Source organism: Pseudoduganella aquatica, assembly GCF_009857595.1.
GTDB classification, from domain to species: Bacteria; Pseudomonadota; Gammaproteobacteria; order Burkholderiales; family Burkholderiaceae_D; genus Rugamonas; species Rugamonas aquatica_A.
Genome location: NZ_WWCU01000064.1, coordinates 1 through 16,445, shown reverse-complemented (window position 1 = coordinate 16,445; position 16,445 = coordinate 1). Strand labels below are relative to the sequence as shown.

General features: G+C 66.5%; 11 protein-coding genes. 1 reads left to right on the top strand and 10 read right to left on the bottom strand.

All coding sequences use genetic code 11. The features are described from left to right. From GTP77_RS28630 to ndk, 4 genes are all read right to left on the bottom strand, one after another. The coding region (locus GTP77_RS28630; protein ID WP_161075555.1) for a helix-turn-helix domain-containing protein at positions 1–674 on the bottom strand (674 nt) is incomplete at its 3' end. A 13-nt stretch (positions 675–687) separates the two neighbouring features. Next, positions 688–1,512 (bottom strand): type IV pilus biogenesis/stability protein PilW, encoded by an 825-nt coding sequence (gene pilW, locus GTP77_RS28625; RefSeq protein WP_161075554.1) that lies wholly within the window; start codon positions 1,510–1,512, stop codon positions 688–690. Next, the gene (rlmN, locus tag GTP77_RS28620) at positions 1,512–2,699 is read right to left on the bottom strand and encodes a dual-specificity RNA methyltransferase RlmN (protein WP_161075553.1); all 1,188 of its coding nucleotides are present in this window, start codon (positions 2,697–2,699) and stop codon (positions 1,512–1,514) included. Before rlmN ends, pilW begins: the two co-directional genes overlap by 1 nt. Before the next feature lie 75 nt (positions 2,700–2,774). Further along, the gene (ndk, locus tag GTP77_RS28615) at positions 2,775–3,182 is read right to left on the bottom strand and encodes a nucleoside-diphosphate kinase (protein WP_090314593.1); all 408 of its coding nucleotides are present in this window, start codon (positions 3,180–3,182) and stop codon (positions 2,775–2,777) included. A 207-nt stretch (positions 3,183–3,389) separates the two neighbouring features. Between ndk and GTP77_RS28610 the strand changes: the two genes are divergently transcribed. Next, positions 3,390–4,082 (top strand): Bax inhibitor-1/YccA family protein, encoded by a 693-nt coding sequence (locus tag GTP77_RS28610; RefSeq protein WP_161075552.1) that lies wholly within the window; start codon positions 3,390–3,392, stop codon positions 4,080–4,082. A 201-nt stretch (positions 4,083–4,283) separates the two neighbouring features. On the opposite strand, the gene pbpC is transcribed toward GTP77_RS28610, so the two are convergent. The 6 genes from pbpC to GTP77_RS28580 form a co-directional block, all read right to left on the bottom strand. Beyond that, the gene (gene pbpC, locus GTP77_RS28605) at positions 4,284–6,401 is read right to left on the bottom strand and encodes a penicillin-binding protein 1C (RefSeq protein ID WP_229202407.1); all 2,118 of its coding nucleotides are present in this window, start codon (positions 6,399–6,401) and stop codon (positions 4,284–4,286) included. Continuing rightward, the gene (locus GTP77_RS28600; protein ID WP_161075551.1) at positions 6,398–12,046 is read right to left on the bottom strand and encodes an alpha-2-macroglobulin family protein; all 5,649 of its coding nucleotides are present in this window, start codon (positions 12,044–12,046) and stop codon (positions 6,398–6,400) included. Before GTP77_RS28600 ends, pbpC begins: the two co-directional genes overlap by 4 nt. 96 nt (positions 12,047–12,142) lie before the next feature. Beyond that, entirely contained in the window at positions 12,143–13,576 is a 1,434-nt protein-coding gene (gene rlmD, locus GTP77_RS28595; RefSeq protein ID WP_161075550.1) for a 23S rRNA (uracil(1939)-C(5))-methyltransferase RlmD, read from the bottom strand. A 114-nt stretch (positions 13,577–13,690) separates the two neighbouring features. Next, positions 13,691–14,719, bottom strand: coding sequence for an RNA polymerase sigma factor RpoS (rpoS, locus tag GTP77_RS28590; RefSeq protein WP_161075549.1), 1,029 nt, complete (start codon positions 14,717–14,719; stop codon positions 13,691–13,693). Between the two features lie 6 nt (positions 14,720–14,725). Further along, complete coding sequence (locus GTP77_RS28585; RefSeq protein WP_161075548.1) at positions 14,726–15,679, bottom strand: peptidoglycan DD-metalloendopeptidase family protein; 954 nt, start codon at positions 15,677–15,679, stop codon at positions 14,726–14,728. Between the two features lie 32 nt (positions 15,680–15,711). After that, a partial coding sequence (locus GTP77_RS28580) for a protein-L-isoaspartate(D-aspartate) O-methyltransferase (RefSeq protein ID WP_161075547.1) occupies positions 15,712–16,445 on the bottom strand: 734 nt, incomplete at its 5' end.

Below are 16,445 nucleotides of genomic sequence, written 5' to 3'. Positions count from 1 at the left end.
GCAGGTGCAGGCGCGGCGGCGGCAGGACTTGCGCCGGCCGGCGTTGCTGCCGGGCTGGCCGCCGACGCGGCGGCGCCGGGCGTGGTGTCTGCCGGAGGCAGGGACACCAGCGGCACATTGGGCGAAATCAGCGGCGCGGTATCGGCGCCCGGCTTGGCCACGGTTTCCAGCGGCGCCACGGCGGGCGCGCTGGCGGCGGGCACTTCTTCCTTGGCGCTGTGCAGCAGGTTGGGAATCATGCCGGCCTGGTAGGCGCCGGCAACGGCCACCACCACGGCCACCACGGCCGCGCCTATCACCCAGCCCGCAGGCTTGGACGAGCGCTGCGTGAGCGACGGGAAGCGCGACTCCGAGAACGTGGCGGAAATTTTTTCGCGGCGCACGGGCGGCGCGGTTTCCTGGCTGGTCGCCGGGTTCACTTCTATCATCGCCACCAGCGGCGAAGCATCCAGCTTCAGCACTTTGGCGTAAGCGCGCACAAAGCCGCGCGTGACGGCCATATTGGGCAGGGCCGCGTAGTCGCCCGCTTCCAGCGCCACCACCTGGCGCGGCGCCAGCTTCAGCTGATCGGCAATCTGGTCCACGGTCAATCCCAGCGCTTCGCGCTGGGCCTTCAGCTGCGCACCGGGCGTGCCGCTCTGCTTCTCAGGCTGTTCCGCCCACTCTGAATTCATAGGTATACCTGTCTCACTCATCAAACGCCCCACGTTGATAGGCAGCATATTCCGGCGAGCCGGTATGGTGGCGGCGCAATTGCGTCACCCAAGCCGATTCCGCGCCCGTGTCGCCGAGTTTATGCTGCACCCTGATTGCAAGCCACAGCACGTCAGCCGACAAGCTGTCCATTTTGGCTAGCTTGCCCAGCCGGGTAATGAAAAAACCGGCGCGCACGTAGTCGCGCCGCTCGTAGTAGATCCGCGCCAGGTTGGCGTTGGTCGCCGGCACGTCCGGCGCAATCTTCAATGCCGGCAGCAGATACTTCTCTGCCGTGCTGTTATCTTTCAGCTTCAGCGCGCAATTGCCCGCGTTATTGTAGGCATCCGCCGGCGACTGGTAATTGCGCACAGCCAGCGCGGCGTCGAAATACTTGAACGATTCGGCTACGCGGCCGTGACGGCACAGGAAGGAACCATAATTGTTGTTCACTTCCGGATTGTCCGGCGCCATTTTCAGGGCGCGCACGAAGTTGTCCTCGGCCAGCTCGCGCTCATCCATCGCCATATAGATCAGGGCGCGCATGGCGTAGGCGTCCACCTTCTCGGGCTCGGCCGCCAGGGCCTTCTTGATTTCGTCCAGCGCCACCGCATACTGGCCCTGCTGGTAGTAGCCTATGGCCAGCTGCATGCGGATCTCGGCGCGCTTTTGCGCCGCCGTCTGGTCCGATGCGGTGGCCAGCTCGGCCTTGCCGCTCTGCCCCGGCGCAGGCGCCGAGGTCGACGCGCAGCCGCACAGCAGCCCGGCCAGGCCGAGGGCGGCGAGGCGCAGCAGGCAGCGGTGGGCTAGTACGGTCATCAGGAACGGATCTCCACGATCTTGCCGAAGTCGGCGCCGAATTTCTTCTGGTATTCGGCCATTTTACCCATGCGCTCCTGCACGCGGGTACGGTCTTGCACTTCGCCGGCCAGCTGGCCGCAGGCGGCGTCGATATCGTCGCCGCGCGTTTTGCGGATGGTGGTGACGATGCCGGCGTCCATCAGGATCTGGGCGAACTGCTTGATACGCTCGTTTTTCGAGCGGAACAGGCCCGATTCCGGGAAGGGGTTGAACGGAATCAGGTTGAATTTGCAGTTGACGCCGAACTCGCGGTGCTTGACCAGGGCCACCAGCTCGCGCGCGTTGTCGTCGCTGTCGTTGAAGCCGTCCAGCATGCAATATTCAAAAGTGATGAAGTCGCGCGGGGCGAATTCCAGGTAGCGCTTGCACGCGGCCATCAACTCGGCCAGCGGGTATTTCTTGTTCAGCGGCACCAGGCCGTCGCGCAGCGGGTCGTTCGAGGCGTGCAGGGACACGGCCAGCGCCACCGGCACCACCTGGGACAGCTTGTCCATCATCGGCACGACGCCGGAGGTGGACAGGGTCACGCGGCGGCGCGACAGGCCGTAGGCGTTGTCGTCCAGCATGAGTTTCAGCGCGGTGGCGGTCGGGTCGAAGTTCAGCAGCGGCTCGCCCATGCCCATCATCACCACGTTGGTGATCTGGCGCTCGCCTTTCGGGCCGGGCTCGATGCCCTTGGTGCGGCGCAGTTCGAATTCGGCCATCCACAGCTGGCCGATGATTTCGCCCACGGTCAGGTTGCGCGAGAAGCCCTGCTTGCCGGTGGAGCAGAAGCGGCAGTTCACGGCGCAGCCGGCCTGGGTGGAGATGCACAGCGTGCCGCGGTTTTCTTCCGGAATGAACACGGTTTCGACGGCGTTGCCGTTGCCGACGTCGACCAGCCATTTGCGGGTGCCGTCGGTGGAGGTATGGTCGCTGATGATGGCCGGCGCCGTGATGTGGGCGCGGGTTTTCAGCTTGTCGCGCAGCGACTTGGCCAGGTCGGTCATCGAATCGAAGTCCGACGCGCCGAACTGGTGGATCCAGCGCTGCAGCTGCTTGGCACGGAACGGCTTCTCACCCAACTCCGCACAGTAGGCGATCAGTTGTTCCGGATCGAAATCCAGAAGGTTGGTCAGAGGGGCGGCGTTCACGGGCGTATTCATTTCAGGGTTCAAAACAGTTCTAAAAAACACCGTTTCCACCCGCCGGGGCGGGGTGGAAACGGGGTATTGCGAAAATTACTTACCGAAGAAGTAAGCGATTTCAACGGCGGCGGCTTCGACAGCGTCGGAACCGTGGACAGCGTTGGCGTCGATCGAATCGGCGAAGTCGGCGCGGATGGTGCCTTTTTCTGCCTTCTTAGGATCGGTTGCGCCCATCAGTTCGCGGTTTTTCAGGACTGCGTTCTCGCCTTCCAGTGCCTGGATCATGACAGGACCGGAGACCATGAAGTCAACCAGATCCTTGAAGAAGCCGCGCTCTTTGTGCGCAGCGTAGAAACCTTCAGCCTCTTCACGCGACAGCTGCTTCATTTGCGCAGCAACGATCTTCAGGCCAGCGCCTTCGAAACGGCTGTAGATTTGGCCGATAACGTTTTTTGCAACTGCGTCTGGTTTGATGATCGACAGGGTGCGTTCGATTGCCATTTGAAAAACTCCAATAAAAAGAAAGGTTTAAAACAAAATTGATGACTCAATCAACCTTCGATTTTACCATAGAACCCCATACCCCGACCCATATTCACTGCCAGGCCCGATTTTAAGCCCCCTCTAAGCCGGTTTTTGCGCCTTTTGGGCCGAGCGTGCTATGCTTTTAGCAAGCGGTGCTCCGCACCTATCCTTTGGAGGCAATTCATGATCAACCTGCAGAAAACCTACGACCTGTCCGGCAGCAGCGCAAACAGCATGGCGGTACGCCACAACGTACTGCGCAACACCTACTGGCTGCTGGCCCTGTCGATGATCCCGACCGTGCTGGGCGCCTTCGCCGGCGTGCTGATGCACGTTCCCGTGCCGCGCGGCTTTATCGGCTTTATCGTCTTCATGGCGATCGCCTACGGCTTTATCTGGGGCATCGAAAAGAACAAGAACAGCGGACTGGGCGTGGGCCTGCTGCTGGGCTTCACCTTCTTCATGGGCCTGATGCTGACGCCGCTGCTGACGCGCACCCTGGGCTTTTCCAACGGCGGTTCGCTGATCATGCTGGCCTTCGGCGGCACGGCGGCCGTGTTTGCCACGCTGGCCAGCATCGCCACCGTGTCCAAGCGCGACTTCTCGGCCATGGGCAAGTGGCTGTTCGCGGGCGTGATCGTGATGATCGTCGCCAGCCTGGCCAACATCTACTTCCAGATGCCTGCCCTGCACATTGCGATCTCGGTGATGGTGATCGGTATTTTCTCGGCCTACATCCTGTATGACGTGCAGCAGATCGTGAACGGCGGTGAAACCAACTACGTCAGCGCCACCCTGGCCCTGTACCTGGACGTGTACAACATCTTCACCAGCCTGCTGAGCCTGCTCGGCCTGGCCGGCGGCGAGCGCGACTAAGCGCTAGCCCCCTCCCCCTCAAAAAGCCGGCCTCGCGCCGGCTTTTTTCATGCCGCCGCACGGCATGCAATGGCGGGTTACGCGCGGCTGCGCCGCGCTAACCCGCCCTACGCCCCCCTTCCCAACCTCGGCCGCCCTCCGACATGGTAGGGCGGGTTAGCAGCGCAGCTGCGTAACCCGCCAGCGCCGCCGCAACAGCAATTATGGTTCGCGGACCGCGCCGCGCACGCTAAAGCGGGTGGTGGCGACCGGGCTGCCGGCCGCATCGAGCAGGGCCAGGGTGTGCGGGCCGGGCGCGGGCCGCCAGGCGTAGCTGGCGGAAGCGGGGCCGAGGGTGGCGCCGTCCAGCTCCCAGCGCAGGCCCTGCCCTGCCTGGGCCTGGAAGAACACGCGCTGGCTGGCGTCGGGGATGTCCGGGTCGATGGCGATGATGCTGGCGTCGGCCGGGTACAGGATGCGCGGGGCGCGGCGGGCGTCTTGCAGCAGCGCCACTTCGGCGCTCTCCGTGCCGGCAATGAACCATTCGGCGCGCGGCGGCTCGAATGCGGGCTGCCAGGCCACGTCGCGCCGCAGCACGCCGGGCGGCACGGCCGGCGCGCGGCTGGGGACATGCTGGTGCAGATAGTCCATCACGTCGCGCCAGACCGGCGCAGCGCCGGTGACGCCGGACACGTCCCACATCGAGCCGCCGTCGAAATTGCCGACCCAGACGCCCACGGTGTAGCGCTCGCTGTAGCCCACGCACCAGTTGTCGCGCATGTCCTTGCTGGTGCCGGTCTTGACCGCCGCCCAGAAGGTGGTGGCCAGCTCGTTCTTTAGTCCAAAGGTGACGCTGCGCGCGGCGCGGTCCGACAGGATGTCGCCGACGATGAAGGCGGCGCGCGCATCCAGCACGCGGTGCTTGCGCTCCGGCGCGCGCGGCAGCAGGCTGGCCGTGCCCTGCATGCCGCCGCTGGCCAGGGTGCGGTAGGCGTTGGACAGCTCCAGCAGGCTGACGTCGGCCGAGCCCAGCGCCAGCGAATAGCCGTAGTAGTCGGCCGCTTCGGTCAGGCTGTCCAGGCCCAGGCTGCGCAGGCGCTCGTGGAAGCGGTCCAGGCCCACCATCATCAGGGTGCGCACGGCTGGCACGTTGAGCGAACCGGCCAGGCTGGTGCGGGCACTGACGTAGCCTTTGAATTCCTTGTCGTAGTTCTGCGGGATGTAGAGGCCGGACGAGGTTGAGATGTCGACCGCCGTATCGTCCAGCAGCGAGGCGGCGGTAAGCTGCTTGCGTTCCAGCGCCAGCCCGTACAGGAAGGGCTTCAAGGTGGAGCCGGCCTGGCGCAGCGCGGCCACGCCATCGACCTCGCTGCCGCCTGCGTTGCCGACGTAGGCCAGGATGTCGCCGCTGGCGTTGTCCAGCACCACCAGCGCGCCGTCTTTCACGTTGCGCTCGCGCAGGGACATGATCTGCTGGCGCAAGGCCGCTTGCGCAAAGCGCTGCAGGCCCGCGTCCAGCGTGCTGCGCACCTGCTGGGACGGCGCGGTCAACAGCTTCTGCGCCACTTGCGGCGCGGGCGCCAGCACCGCCATGGCGGCCGAGCGCGCGAAGGCGCCGGCCGCGGTGCTCTCAATGGCGGAGCATGCCGTATGGGCGTTCAATTCCTTGGCTAGCGCGCAGGCGCGCCGCGCAACCAGCCTGGGCGCAGCAGACGGTGCGCGCAGCAGGCTGGCCAGGATGGCCGATTCGGCCAGGTTCAGGCCGGACGGCGCTTTGCCGAACAGGCCCCGCGCCGCCGCGCCTATGCCCTGCAGCTCCCCCCGGAAGGTGACGAGGTTCAGATAGGCTTCCATGATCTGCGGCTTGGTCCAGGCCTGGTCCAGTTCCTGCGCGGCGCGGGCCTGGTCCCATTTCTGCTTCCAGCTGCGGCCTGCGGCTGCGGACTGCAGGGCCGGGTCCAGCTGCGCGGCCAATTGCATGGTGATGGTGGAGGCGCCGCGCGGACGGCGGCGGAACAGGTTGTCCCAGGCGGCCTTGCCCAGCGCTTCCAGATCGACGCCGCCGTGCTGCATGAAGCGCTGGTCTTCGGCTTGCATGACGGCCGCGCCCACGGCGGGAGAAACGTCGTCCAGCTTCACCCACGGCAGGCGCCGCGCGGCAAGGTCCACGCGCAGCGACTGGATCGCCACGCCGTTGCGGTCCAGCAGGGTTGAATCGGAGGCGCGGTAGGCGGCTTGCACCTCGGCCAGCGTGGGGACGGCGCGGCACGGAGCGCAGGCCAGCAACAGCAGCAAGGCGGACGCGCCAAGCCGGCTGCGGCGGGCGCGCATCGCGATCATTTCACGCTCACGGCGGCGTTGGGAAACTCGGCGAAGGCTTCCGGGCTGTACATGGCTTCGACGCGCGTGGGCGGCAGCTGGAACTGGCCGGCGTTATTCAGGCGCACCGTGTACTCGACGCTCCATTTGCCTTTCGGGACGTACTCGTAGTACGAACGGAAGGCTTCAAAGGTGCGCTCCTGGAAAGCCGGCCACACCCAGCCCTTGCTCTTTTCGCCCGCCGTCATCAGCTGCGAGTCCTTGCCCAGCCCCGTGCCCAGCACGGAGGCACTGGCGGGAATCGGATCGTCGACCACCACCCAGGTCATGTCGGCCTGGGCTTCCAGGTCCAGGCGCACACGATAGACGTCGCCGCGCGTCCAGGCGCCCTTCACCGCCTGCTCAACCGGCGTGATGGTCTTGACGATCTTGTAGCCGGACGAAATCGGCGCCTTCAGCGGAATGGCGGCCAGGCTTTGCACCGTCACCCAGGGCTTGCCGCTGCCCGCGTGCTTGAGCGACAGCTCGGCAGAGCCGCGCGGCCAGGGCAGCAGCGCGCTGCCGCTGGCCGTGCTTGCGTCCAGGACCACGCTCTTGCTGGCGCCGCCGATCGCCGCCGTGCTGCTGCCCCGCACCGGCTCGCGCTCGAATTTGTCCGAGAATTTATCCAGCGCCAGCACGCCCCAGGCGTTGGCCACCGTGGTGTTCCAGCGCCCCTTGTGCTGGCGTCCCAGCGCGCCGCGCGCCAGGCGGCCCATGTCCGTTTTCCATGCCGGGTTGTCCGCCATGGCCAGTAGCAGGCGGTTGGCGTTCACGTCGCCCGACACCATCAGCCACCACCAGTTGTCATTGCGCTCGGTGGAGAAGCTCATGGTGGTGCCTTGCAGGTTGAGGCGCGCGCGCAGGATCTGCTGCGCCTGCGCCAGCCGCTTGTCGCGCTCGGGCAGCTTGGCCACGCGCTGGTGGATCAGATACCAGTCGATGACGGCCGAGGTGGGCCACAGGTTCGGCTCCGGGGTGAAGGATTCCAGCTCGGCGGCCGTCACCCGGTCCACGCGCGACAGCGCTTCCAGCGCAGCCACCTTGCGCACCGCCAGGTCCGCCGTGGCGAGCGGCGAACCGCGCGTGATGCGGCCTTGCACGAAGTTCAGCAAGGCGTCTTCCATGCGCGCTTTCAGTTCGGCGGGGATGGTGAAGCCGGCTTCCTGCACGGCCGACAGGACATAGGCGGTGAGCGAGTCGCTGCCCTGCTCCATCACCGGGAAGTATTTCAGCAGGCCGTCGCTGTCCAGGTAGGCGGGCAGCTGCGCGGCCAGCTTCTGCCAGCGCTCGCGGTCGCGCAGGGCGATGGCGCGCGAGGTGTTCTGCTCGAAGCAGGTGTAGGGATAGGCTTGCATGTAGTCGCGCACGCCGGGCAGTTCGCTGCCCAGGCGCGCGGCAAACAGCGTCTGCACGCCGCCGCGTCCCGGCAGCGCATCGGCCGGCATCTGCACCTGCATGGATTGCGGCTTGTCGAGCTGGAGCAGCGTGGCCTGCAGCGTGCGCACCTGCACGGCGGTCTTCACTGCCTGCTTCACGCGCAGGCGGTCCGAGGATGCGGCCTCCGCGCCCGCAACGCCGGCCGTTACGTCCCACGCCAGTTCGGTGGCGCCTGCGGGCGCCTGGTAGTCCCAGCCCACTTCCTGCGCCATGCCGGCGGCGATGGCCACGCTCTGGCGCGGCAGCGCCTTGCCGGACACTTGCGCGCCCAGCTCCACCGTCAGGTCGCGCCCGGTGGCGTTGCGCAGCGTGAAACCGGCGCGGAACTTGTCGCCTTCGCGCACCATGGCGGGCAGGCCGGAAAGCAGCATCACGTCCTGCGAGCTGCGGATTTCCGCGCGGCCGGTGCCGAACAAATCCGCGTTCGCGGTGGCGATGGCGACAATGCGGAACGCGGTCAACGAGTCGTTGACAGGCACCTGCACGCTGGCCTCGCCGTTGGCGTCGAGCTTGACGCGGCCTTTCCAGAACAGCAGCGTATCGAACAGCTCGCGTCCGCCGCCCTTGCCGCCGCCACCGCCGTGCGGCACCGCCTTGCGGCCGAAGTGGCGCTTGCCCACCACCTGCATCTGCGCCGTCGCGGTTTCCACTTGCAGGCCGCGCTGCTGCATCATCGTCTCCAGCAGATCCCAGCTGGCATTCGGCATCAGCTCCAGCAGGCCAACGTCCACCGCCGCCAGCGCCACCTCGGCGCCGGCCGGCGCGGGCGAGCCGTCGGCCCGCGTGACCTTGACCGAGACCTGCGCCCGCTCGCGCACCTTGTATAACTGGCGGTCGGTCTTCACCGCCACCTTCAGCTCGTGCGCGGCCCAGCCCACGCGCAGCTGCGCCAGTCCCATCTTGTAGGCGGGCTTGCCCAGGTCGACCAGCGCGGTGGGCTGCACGCCCGCCACGCGGCCGCGCACCACCAGCGCGGACACGAACATATTCGGCGCGTAGTTCGGCTTGACGGGAATGCTGAACACGGGCGAAGAGCCGGACAGCTCCCGCACATAGGTATCGAGTATGCCTTCGCGCTCCACCGTCACCAGCGCGGTCGCCGAACGGAAGGGCATGCGCAGCTGGAAGGTGGCAGTTTCGCCCGGCTCGTAGCGCTTGCGCTCGGGCAGCAGGTCGATGCGGTCGTCGTCGCTGGCCTTGAACCACCAGTTGTCGCCGTCCGCCACCCAGGTTTCGCGGTTGGTGACGGCCACGCGCTGTTCGCTGTCCTGCGTCTTCGCACGCAGGATCAGATTGCCGGACTCCGGCGCGGCCACCTGGCACACCAGCAGGCCGTGGGCGTCGGTGACGCCTGCGCAGGCTTTGCCGAGCGCCTTGATTTCGCTGTTGTTCTCGTAGGCGTAGAAGCCGCCTATCAAGCGCCGCCGGTGCGAATAGTTCAGGCGCTGGAAGAAGTCCACCTCCACCGGCGCCCCCGCGACGGGCTTGCCTTGCGTGTCCAGCACGGCCACCTGGAATTTGAGCGCGGCCTTGCTCAGCACCCAACTGTCCGGCTTGATGCCGATGACGACATTCGCAGGCCATAGCGGCACGCTGGTGGACGAGGACAGCGTTTCGCCGTTCGCGTCCTGGTAGGACATCTCCGCGAACAGCGACGCGGGCTGCTCCAGCCTGGGCAGCTTGTCCACCACCACGCGCGCGCCGCCCGCGCGGTCCAGCGTGAGGCTCTGCGTTTTCACCGGCGCATTCGCATCGCCCGCGCCTTCGCCTTCTCCCGGCATGCCTTCATATTCGCCCTCGTCCTCCTCGAGCGCCGCGCCTTCCTTGACCTTGCCCGGCTTGACATCGCCCATGGCGAAGGCGAAATCGTCGTAGTCCTCGAAGGAGACGTTGCGTCCCTGCTGCGTGGTGCGCAGCTTGACCTGCGCGCCTGCCGCGCCGCCGCCGGACAGATAGCTGAGCTGCACATCCAGCGCCAGCTGCTCCGCCTGCACCACCGGCGCGGACGGGCCTTGCAGCAGCGCCTTCATGGTCGGCACGCGGAACTGCTCGACGCGGAAGCTGCCGCCGGAGCGGCCTTCATACATCACGTCGTATGTGCCCTGCTTCGCGTCGGCCGGTATGGTCCATGCGCTCTCCGCCACGCCGCCGCTGCTCCATGCCAGCGGCAGTTCGTATTTCTGCTCGCTGCCCTGGTGCGTGATAATCACCTTGGCATCGCTGGCCTGCGGCGTGCCGTAGGCGAAGCCGCCGGCATTGCGGCGGCGCAGGAAGTGCTTCATGTGCACCGTTTCTCCGGCGCGCAGCAGGGTGCGGTCGAATACCGTGGCAGCGACTGTTTTGTCCGCGCCCAACTCTTCGGTAGGCACGTTGAAGCGCCAGCTTTCTATGCCCTCGGACCAGTTCGACAGCGTGAACGTCATGTCGCCGCCGCTGCGGGCGCTGACGAAATAGCCTTCGTTGTAGGGACAGCCCCCGTGCTGGATCTCCTCGCGTATGCTGGCCACGCCCATCGCGTCCGTGCGGCCTTGCCACAGCAGCTTGCCGGTGCAGGCGCGCACGGCCACTTGCGCATTGGGCACGGGCTGGCCCTTGTCCAGCGTGGTGACCCGCACCAGCGAGGACTCGGCGCCGTGCTTGAAGTGCGCCACCATATTCGTCACCAGCGCCGCCGCGCTCACATAAGCCTGGCCGGGTTTGCCCTGCAGCGCCAGCGCGAGCTTGGGACTGGCCAGCTCCACCACATAAAAGCCCGGCTTGCGCAGCGGGATGCCGATCACTTCAAACGCCTTGCCGCCGCCGGGCTTGGGCAGGGTGAAGCGTTCGGTCTTCGGCTGCGGTTTGCCTTTCGGTTCGGTGAACACGGATTCGTTCAGCTGCCACAGTTCGCCCGGCACCCAGCCCCGGTCGCGGGTCTTGCCGGTAAGGCGGCGCAGCCAGGCGATCACTTGCAGGTCCTGCTGCGGGTCCGGGCCGTCGAGCCGCAGCATGGCCCCCTCGGCGCCCTTGGCGCCATCGCCGCCGGCTTTCGCTTTGCGCGCGGCCAGGACCGGCTCCACGTTGCGCACCGTGACGGGCAGCAGCTTGTCGCCGCGCGCCTCGATAATGCCGAAGCGGGCGGGGAATTTCACCAGCGGCGGCATGTCGCCGGTCTGCACGGCCAGCGGGAAGCGAGCCTGGTTCAGCAGGCTGCGGCCCGCATCGTCCTTGAGCGCATCCGGCAGCACCAGGCGCAGCCTGGCTTGCTCGGGGAAAGGTCCGGGAATGTTCACGCCGTTGACGTACTCCGACTGGGCTTCCTCTTTGGAGAACTGCGGCTTCCAGCTCTTGCCGCCGGGGCCGGACAAGACGATGGCGCGCGCGTCCACCATGCGCACGGGCGCGCTGAAGTTTACGCGCACCGGCTGGAACGGAACGCAGCGGCCCTTGGCGGACGGACGTTCACACTGGAAGCTGGCGGTGAAGTCGGGGCGCGTCTTGAAGCTCAGCACCTGGTCGTGCTCATTGGCCAGACCGCCCGGCGTTGCGATGGCCGCGCTCCACACCAGCGTCACCTTGGCGTCCTGCGGCAGGCTGCGCTTGCACTGCACCACACTGACCGGCATCTGCCGCCGGCCGTCCTTGCGCGCATCGAGCACCTGCTGGCGTTCTTTGCCTTCGATCAGGCGCAGCGGGATTTTTTCGTTGATGCCTTCGGCGGTGCAGTAGGCGTGCTGCGCGATGTCCTCCGCGCGCACCGCCGCGTCAAGCGCGAGCACGAAGACCTGGTTTTCATCGATATAGCCGGCGCCGCTGCGCGGCATGGAAAGCAGCACGGAGGGGCCGCCGGTGTTGAAGCTGTAGCTGCGCTCACCGCCCAGCGCTTTGCCCGCCACGTCGTTCAGCGCGGGCTTGAGGGTGAAGCGGCACGCAACGCCGGCCGGCAGGTCGCGCTCGAAGTCGTAGACCCAGCTGCTGCCGTCGACCCAGCGGCCCTGCCCTGCCGGCGCCTTGGCGCCGCCGCAGTCGGCATCGAAGGGGTCGCTCAGGCGCAGGTCGCCGAGGGGGACCATTTGCGCACTGAAGCGCGCCGTCACCTGCCGCACGCCTTTCACCACGCCTTGCGGCGAAAACGCTTCCACCGCCGTCTGCGCCTGCGCGGCGAAGGACAGCAGGCACAGTAAGGCTAAAGTCGGCACGGCGCGCATATGGACTCCCAGGCTGGATGCAGCCGCCAGTGTTGCAAATCCACTAACGCATGTCAACCATGCCTGGAGCCCGGCCCGCCCGGGAACGGAGGCGGCTTAGGCTGCGGCGCCCAGCGGGTTGACGGCTTCTTCCGGCGCCACGGCGGCCGGGATGTCACGGCCGTCGGCCAGCTGGGTCACCAGCGCGTCGATATCCAGGTCGAACACGGCCATCGATTCCACGTGCGAGGTGTGCGGGAACATGTTCACCACGCCGGCCTTGTTCAGCACATAGCCGCACAGGTGCACCAGCACGCCGGAGTCGCGCGCCAGCGTGGATGGGCTGCACGACACGTAGACGATGCGCTTCGGCAGCAGCTCCGGGTGGGTCTTCTTCAGTTCCGCCAGCGCCAGCGACAGAGCCATGGCGCCGTCGCGCGGCGGGTCGATCAGCATGCGGTCGAATTTGCCGAGGGCGATCAGGTCGTCCTTGGTCACTTCGAACAGGTTGCGCGTCATGAAGCTGGTCTTTTCCGACACGCCGTTCACCACCGCGTTCGACAGCGCGCGCTCGGTCAGCGCGGTGCTGCCTTCGATACCCACCACTTCGCGCGCCTGGGTGGCCAGCGGCAGCGTGAAGTTGCCCAGGCCGCAGAACAGGTCGGCCACGCGGTCTTGCGGCTGCACTTCCAGCAGGCGCAGCGCCTTGGACACCAGCACGCGGTTGATGTGGTGGTTTACCTGCGTGAAGTCGACCGGCTTGAACGGCATGCGCACATTGAACTCGGGCAGCAGATAGTGCAGCTGCTTGTCGAGCGGGTAGAAGGGATAGGCGGTGTCCGGACCTTTGGGCTGCAGCCACCACTGGATGTTGTACTGGTCGGCGAAGGCTTTCACCTTGGTCTCGTCGTCGGCCGTCAGCGGCTCCATATTGCGCAGCACCAGCACGGTCAGGTCTTCGCCGATGGCCAGTTCGATCTGCGGCACCTTGTCGAAGATGCTCAGCGAGCCGACCAGGGCGCGCAGCGGCATCATCATGTCCGACACGTGCGGCGGCAGGATCTGGCAGCTCTGGATGTCGGCCACGTAGGACGATTTCTTTTCATGGAAGCCGACCAGCACCGTGTTCTTCTTGGCGACGAAGCGCACCGACAGGCGCGCGCGGTAGCGGTAGCCCCAGGTCGGGCCGTACATCGGGCGCATCACGTTGCCGGCTTTGACCTTGGACAGGTGCCAGAGGTTGTCCTCCAGCGTGCGCTGCTTGATGGCCACCTGCGCGCTCGGCTCCAGGTGCTGCATGGAGCAGCCGCCGCAATAGTCGAAGTGCACGCACTTGGGCTTGATGCGCATGGCCGACTCCTTGCGGATCTCGACCAGGCTGGCCGCTTCCCAGTTCTTCTTTTTCTTGAACGTTGCGAAGGTGACGCGCTCGCCCGGCAGCGCGCCCTCCACGAAGACTACCTTGCCCGGCGTACCGTCTTCGTTTTCGATGTGGCCGACGCCGCGGGCGTCCATGTCGAGCGATTTGATGTCGATGATAGTGTCTTGCATAACGTTCAAGAGAATTGGGAGACTAAAGCAAGCCGCAGGGGCTTTCGGAAGGGCGATATGATAGCAGATGCGCGCCCGCAGGTCGCGGGCGGCGGCGGGGACCGGCCGGCGGTTTTACAACAGGGAGTCGCGCACCACGCCGCGCGCGGCCATGGCGCGCTTCAGCTTGACCAGCGCTTCCTGCTGGATCTGGCGCACCCGCTCGCGCGTGACGCCCATTTCCTCGGCCAGGGTTTCCAGCGTGGCCGGATCGTCGTTATCCAGCCCGAAGCGGCGCATGATGACGATGCGCTGCTTGTCCGGCAGCTTGGTCAGCCAGTCGCGCACCAGCACCGTCATTTCGTGGTGTTCGGCGCGCGCGTCCGGCGCGTCGTCGCTGTCGCCGGGCAGCATGTCCATCAGCGACGATTGCGGATCGTTGTCGAGCGGCGCGTCCAGCGAGGTGGCGTGCTCGGACAGGGCCAGGATGTCCTGCACCTCCTCCACCGGGCGCCCCACCAATTCGGCGATATCCTCGGCGGTGGCGTCCTTGCCGTTGTGGTGCTGCGCCTCCAGGTGGTATTTGCCGCGCAAGATCTGGTTCAGTTCGCGCACCATGTGCACCGGCAGGCGCACCGTGCGCGCCTGGTTCATGATGGCGCGCTCTATGCTCTGGCGTATCCACCAGGTGGCGTAGGTGGAGAAGCGGAAGCCGCGCTCGGGCTCGAACTTGTCGATGGCGCGCATCAGGCCGATGTTGCCCTCTTCGATCATGTCGAGCAGGACCACGCCGCGGTTGATGTAGTGCTTGGCGATGGAAACGACGAGCCGCAGATTGTGCTCGATCATGGTCTGGCGGGCGGAGAAGTCGCCCGCCTTGGCCAGCGTGGCGTAGTGCACCTCTTGCGGCGCGGTCAGCAGCGGGCGCGTGCCGATCTGATTCAGGTAGTGCTGGGTGGTGTCGGTGGACAGCTCGGCGGCCAGCACTTTTTTCAGCTCGTCGACGCTTTCCAGCACCGCGCCCACTTCCGGCGCCGCGCCGCTGGCGCCGCCCACATCGCCGTCTTCCGCATCGCCGTCGCCGGCTGCATCGTCGATTTGCTCGTCCGGAAAATCATCCGGCAGGGCATCGTCATCCAGGCGGTCGTGCGGCGAGTGTGTCATGGGTAGCTAGCGGTTAGGCAAGAACTTCGATGGATCGACCGGCTTGCCCTGCTGCCTGATTTCAAAGTGCAGCTTGACGGCGTCGGTATCTGAATCCCCCATTTCTGCAATCATCTGCCCCTTGCGCACGCTATCCCCTTCCTTCACCAGGATGGTCCGGTTATGCGCATAGGCCGACAGCAGACTATTACTGTGCTTCACAATAACGAGATTACCATATCCACGGATGCCGCTACCGGCATACATCACTTTTCCTGCACTTGCCGCCATCACCTGCTGGCCTGCCTTGCCGGCGATATCGAGTCCCTTGTTCTTGCCTTCGTCGAAGGTGGCGACCACGCGGCCCTCGGACGGCCAGGCCCAGCTCAGCTCGCGGTCCTCGGCGCTCAGCTGCAGGGCCGCTGCGGCCGGCGCGGCGGCTGCCGGCGCCGGGGCGGCGGCCTGCACCGGCTTGTCCACGCGCGCAGGCGCGGGCTTGCCGTTGCCGCTGTCGGTGTCGTCGGAACGCTGCAGTTCGGCCAGCGCGCCTTCGCTCCACGGCTTCTTCTCGCCGCGCGGGCCGGTCTTTTTCAGCACCGGCGCCTTGGTCTCGGTGCTGCCCGGCAGCGGCACGGCCAGCGTCTGCACGCCGCCCACCGATTCCGGCGGCTGCACGCGCAGCACCTGGTCCACCTTGATGTCGTTCGGGTTGGCCAGGTTGTTCCAGGCCACCAGGTCGCGGTAATTCTGGCCATGCTCGAGCGCGATGCGGATCAGCGTGTCGCCGCGCTTCACGGTGTACAGGCCGCGCTCGTCGCGCTCCTTTTGCGCATCCTCGCTGGGCGCGGGCGGCTTGGCGGACGGCGGGGTGGCCACCGGCGTGGTGCGGTCGACCACGGGCGCCTGGTTGGGCACGGTGCTACAGGCGCTCAGCACGCACAGGGAAATGCTCAGCAATAACAGGGAACTCTTATTCGTCATACTCATCTTCGTAGGTAAACTTCGGCGTGACCTTATACGGTCCCGGGGCGCAGAGGCACGAAATGGCAGTCCTCCAGCGTCTGGCTGGTCCATTCTGCCTTGCCGAGCCGCGTCACCAGCTCCAGGTGCTGCGCGCGCGCGCCCACCGGGGCGACCAGGCGGCCGCCAATGGCGAGCTGGTCGAGCAACGCCTGCGGCACTTCCAGGCCGGCGGCGGCCAGGATAATGCCGTCGAACGGGGCGGCCTGAGGCAGGCCAAGCATACCATCTCCGTAATGCAAGCGTAGATTCGCTAGCCGCAGCGGGCGCAAATTGGCCTTGGCCAGCTCGTGCAGCGGCTTGATGCGCTCGATGGAAAACACCTCCTGCGCCAGGCAGGACAGCACGGCGGCCTGGTAGCCGCAGCCGGTGCCGATCTCCAGCACGCGCTTGAGCTGGCCGCCGTTGCGCATCACCTCTATCATGCGCGCCACGATGTAGGGCTGCGAAATGGTCTGGTGATGGCCGATCGGCAGCGAGGCGTCGATATAGGCTTGCGAGGCCAGCGCCTCGTCCATGAACATATGGCGCGGCACCGCTTCCAGCGCGCCCAGCACCGCCGCGTCCTTCACGCCCTGCTTGGCCACGCGCGCCACCATGGCGCGCCGCACCGCGTCCGACACCAGCGGATTCTGGCGCGGCGCGGCGGCCGGGGCCGCCTGGGCGCGTTCCATCGCCAGGATATGCGAGCGCGAGGGCATGGCCACCGGCGCGCTGCCGGGCCGCA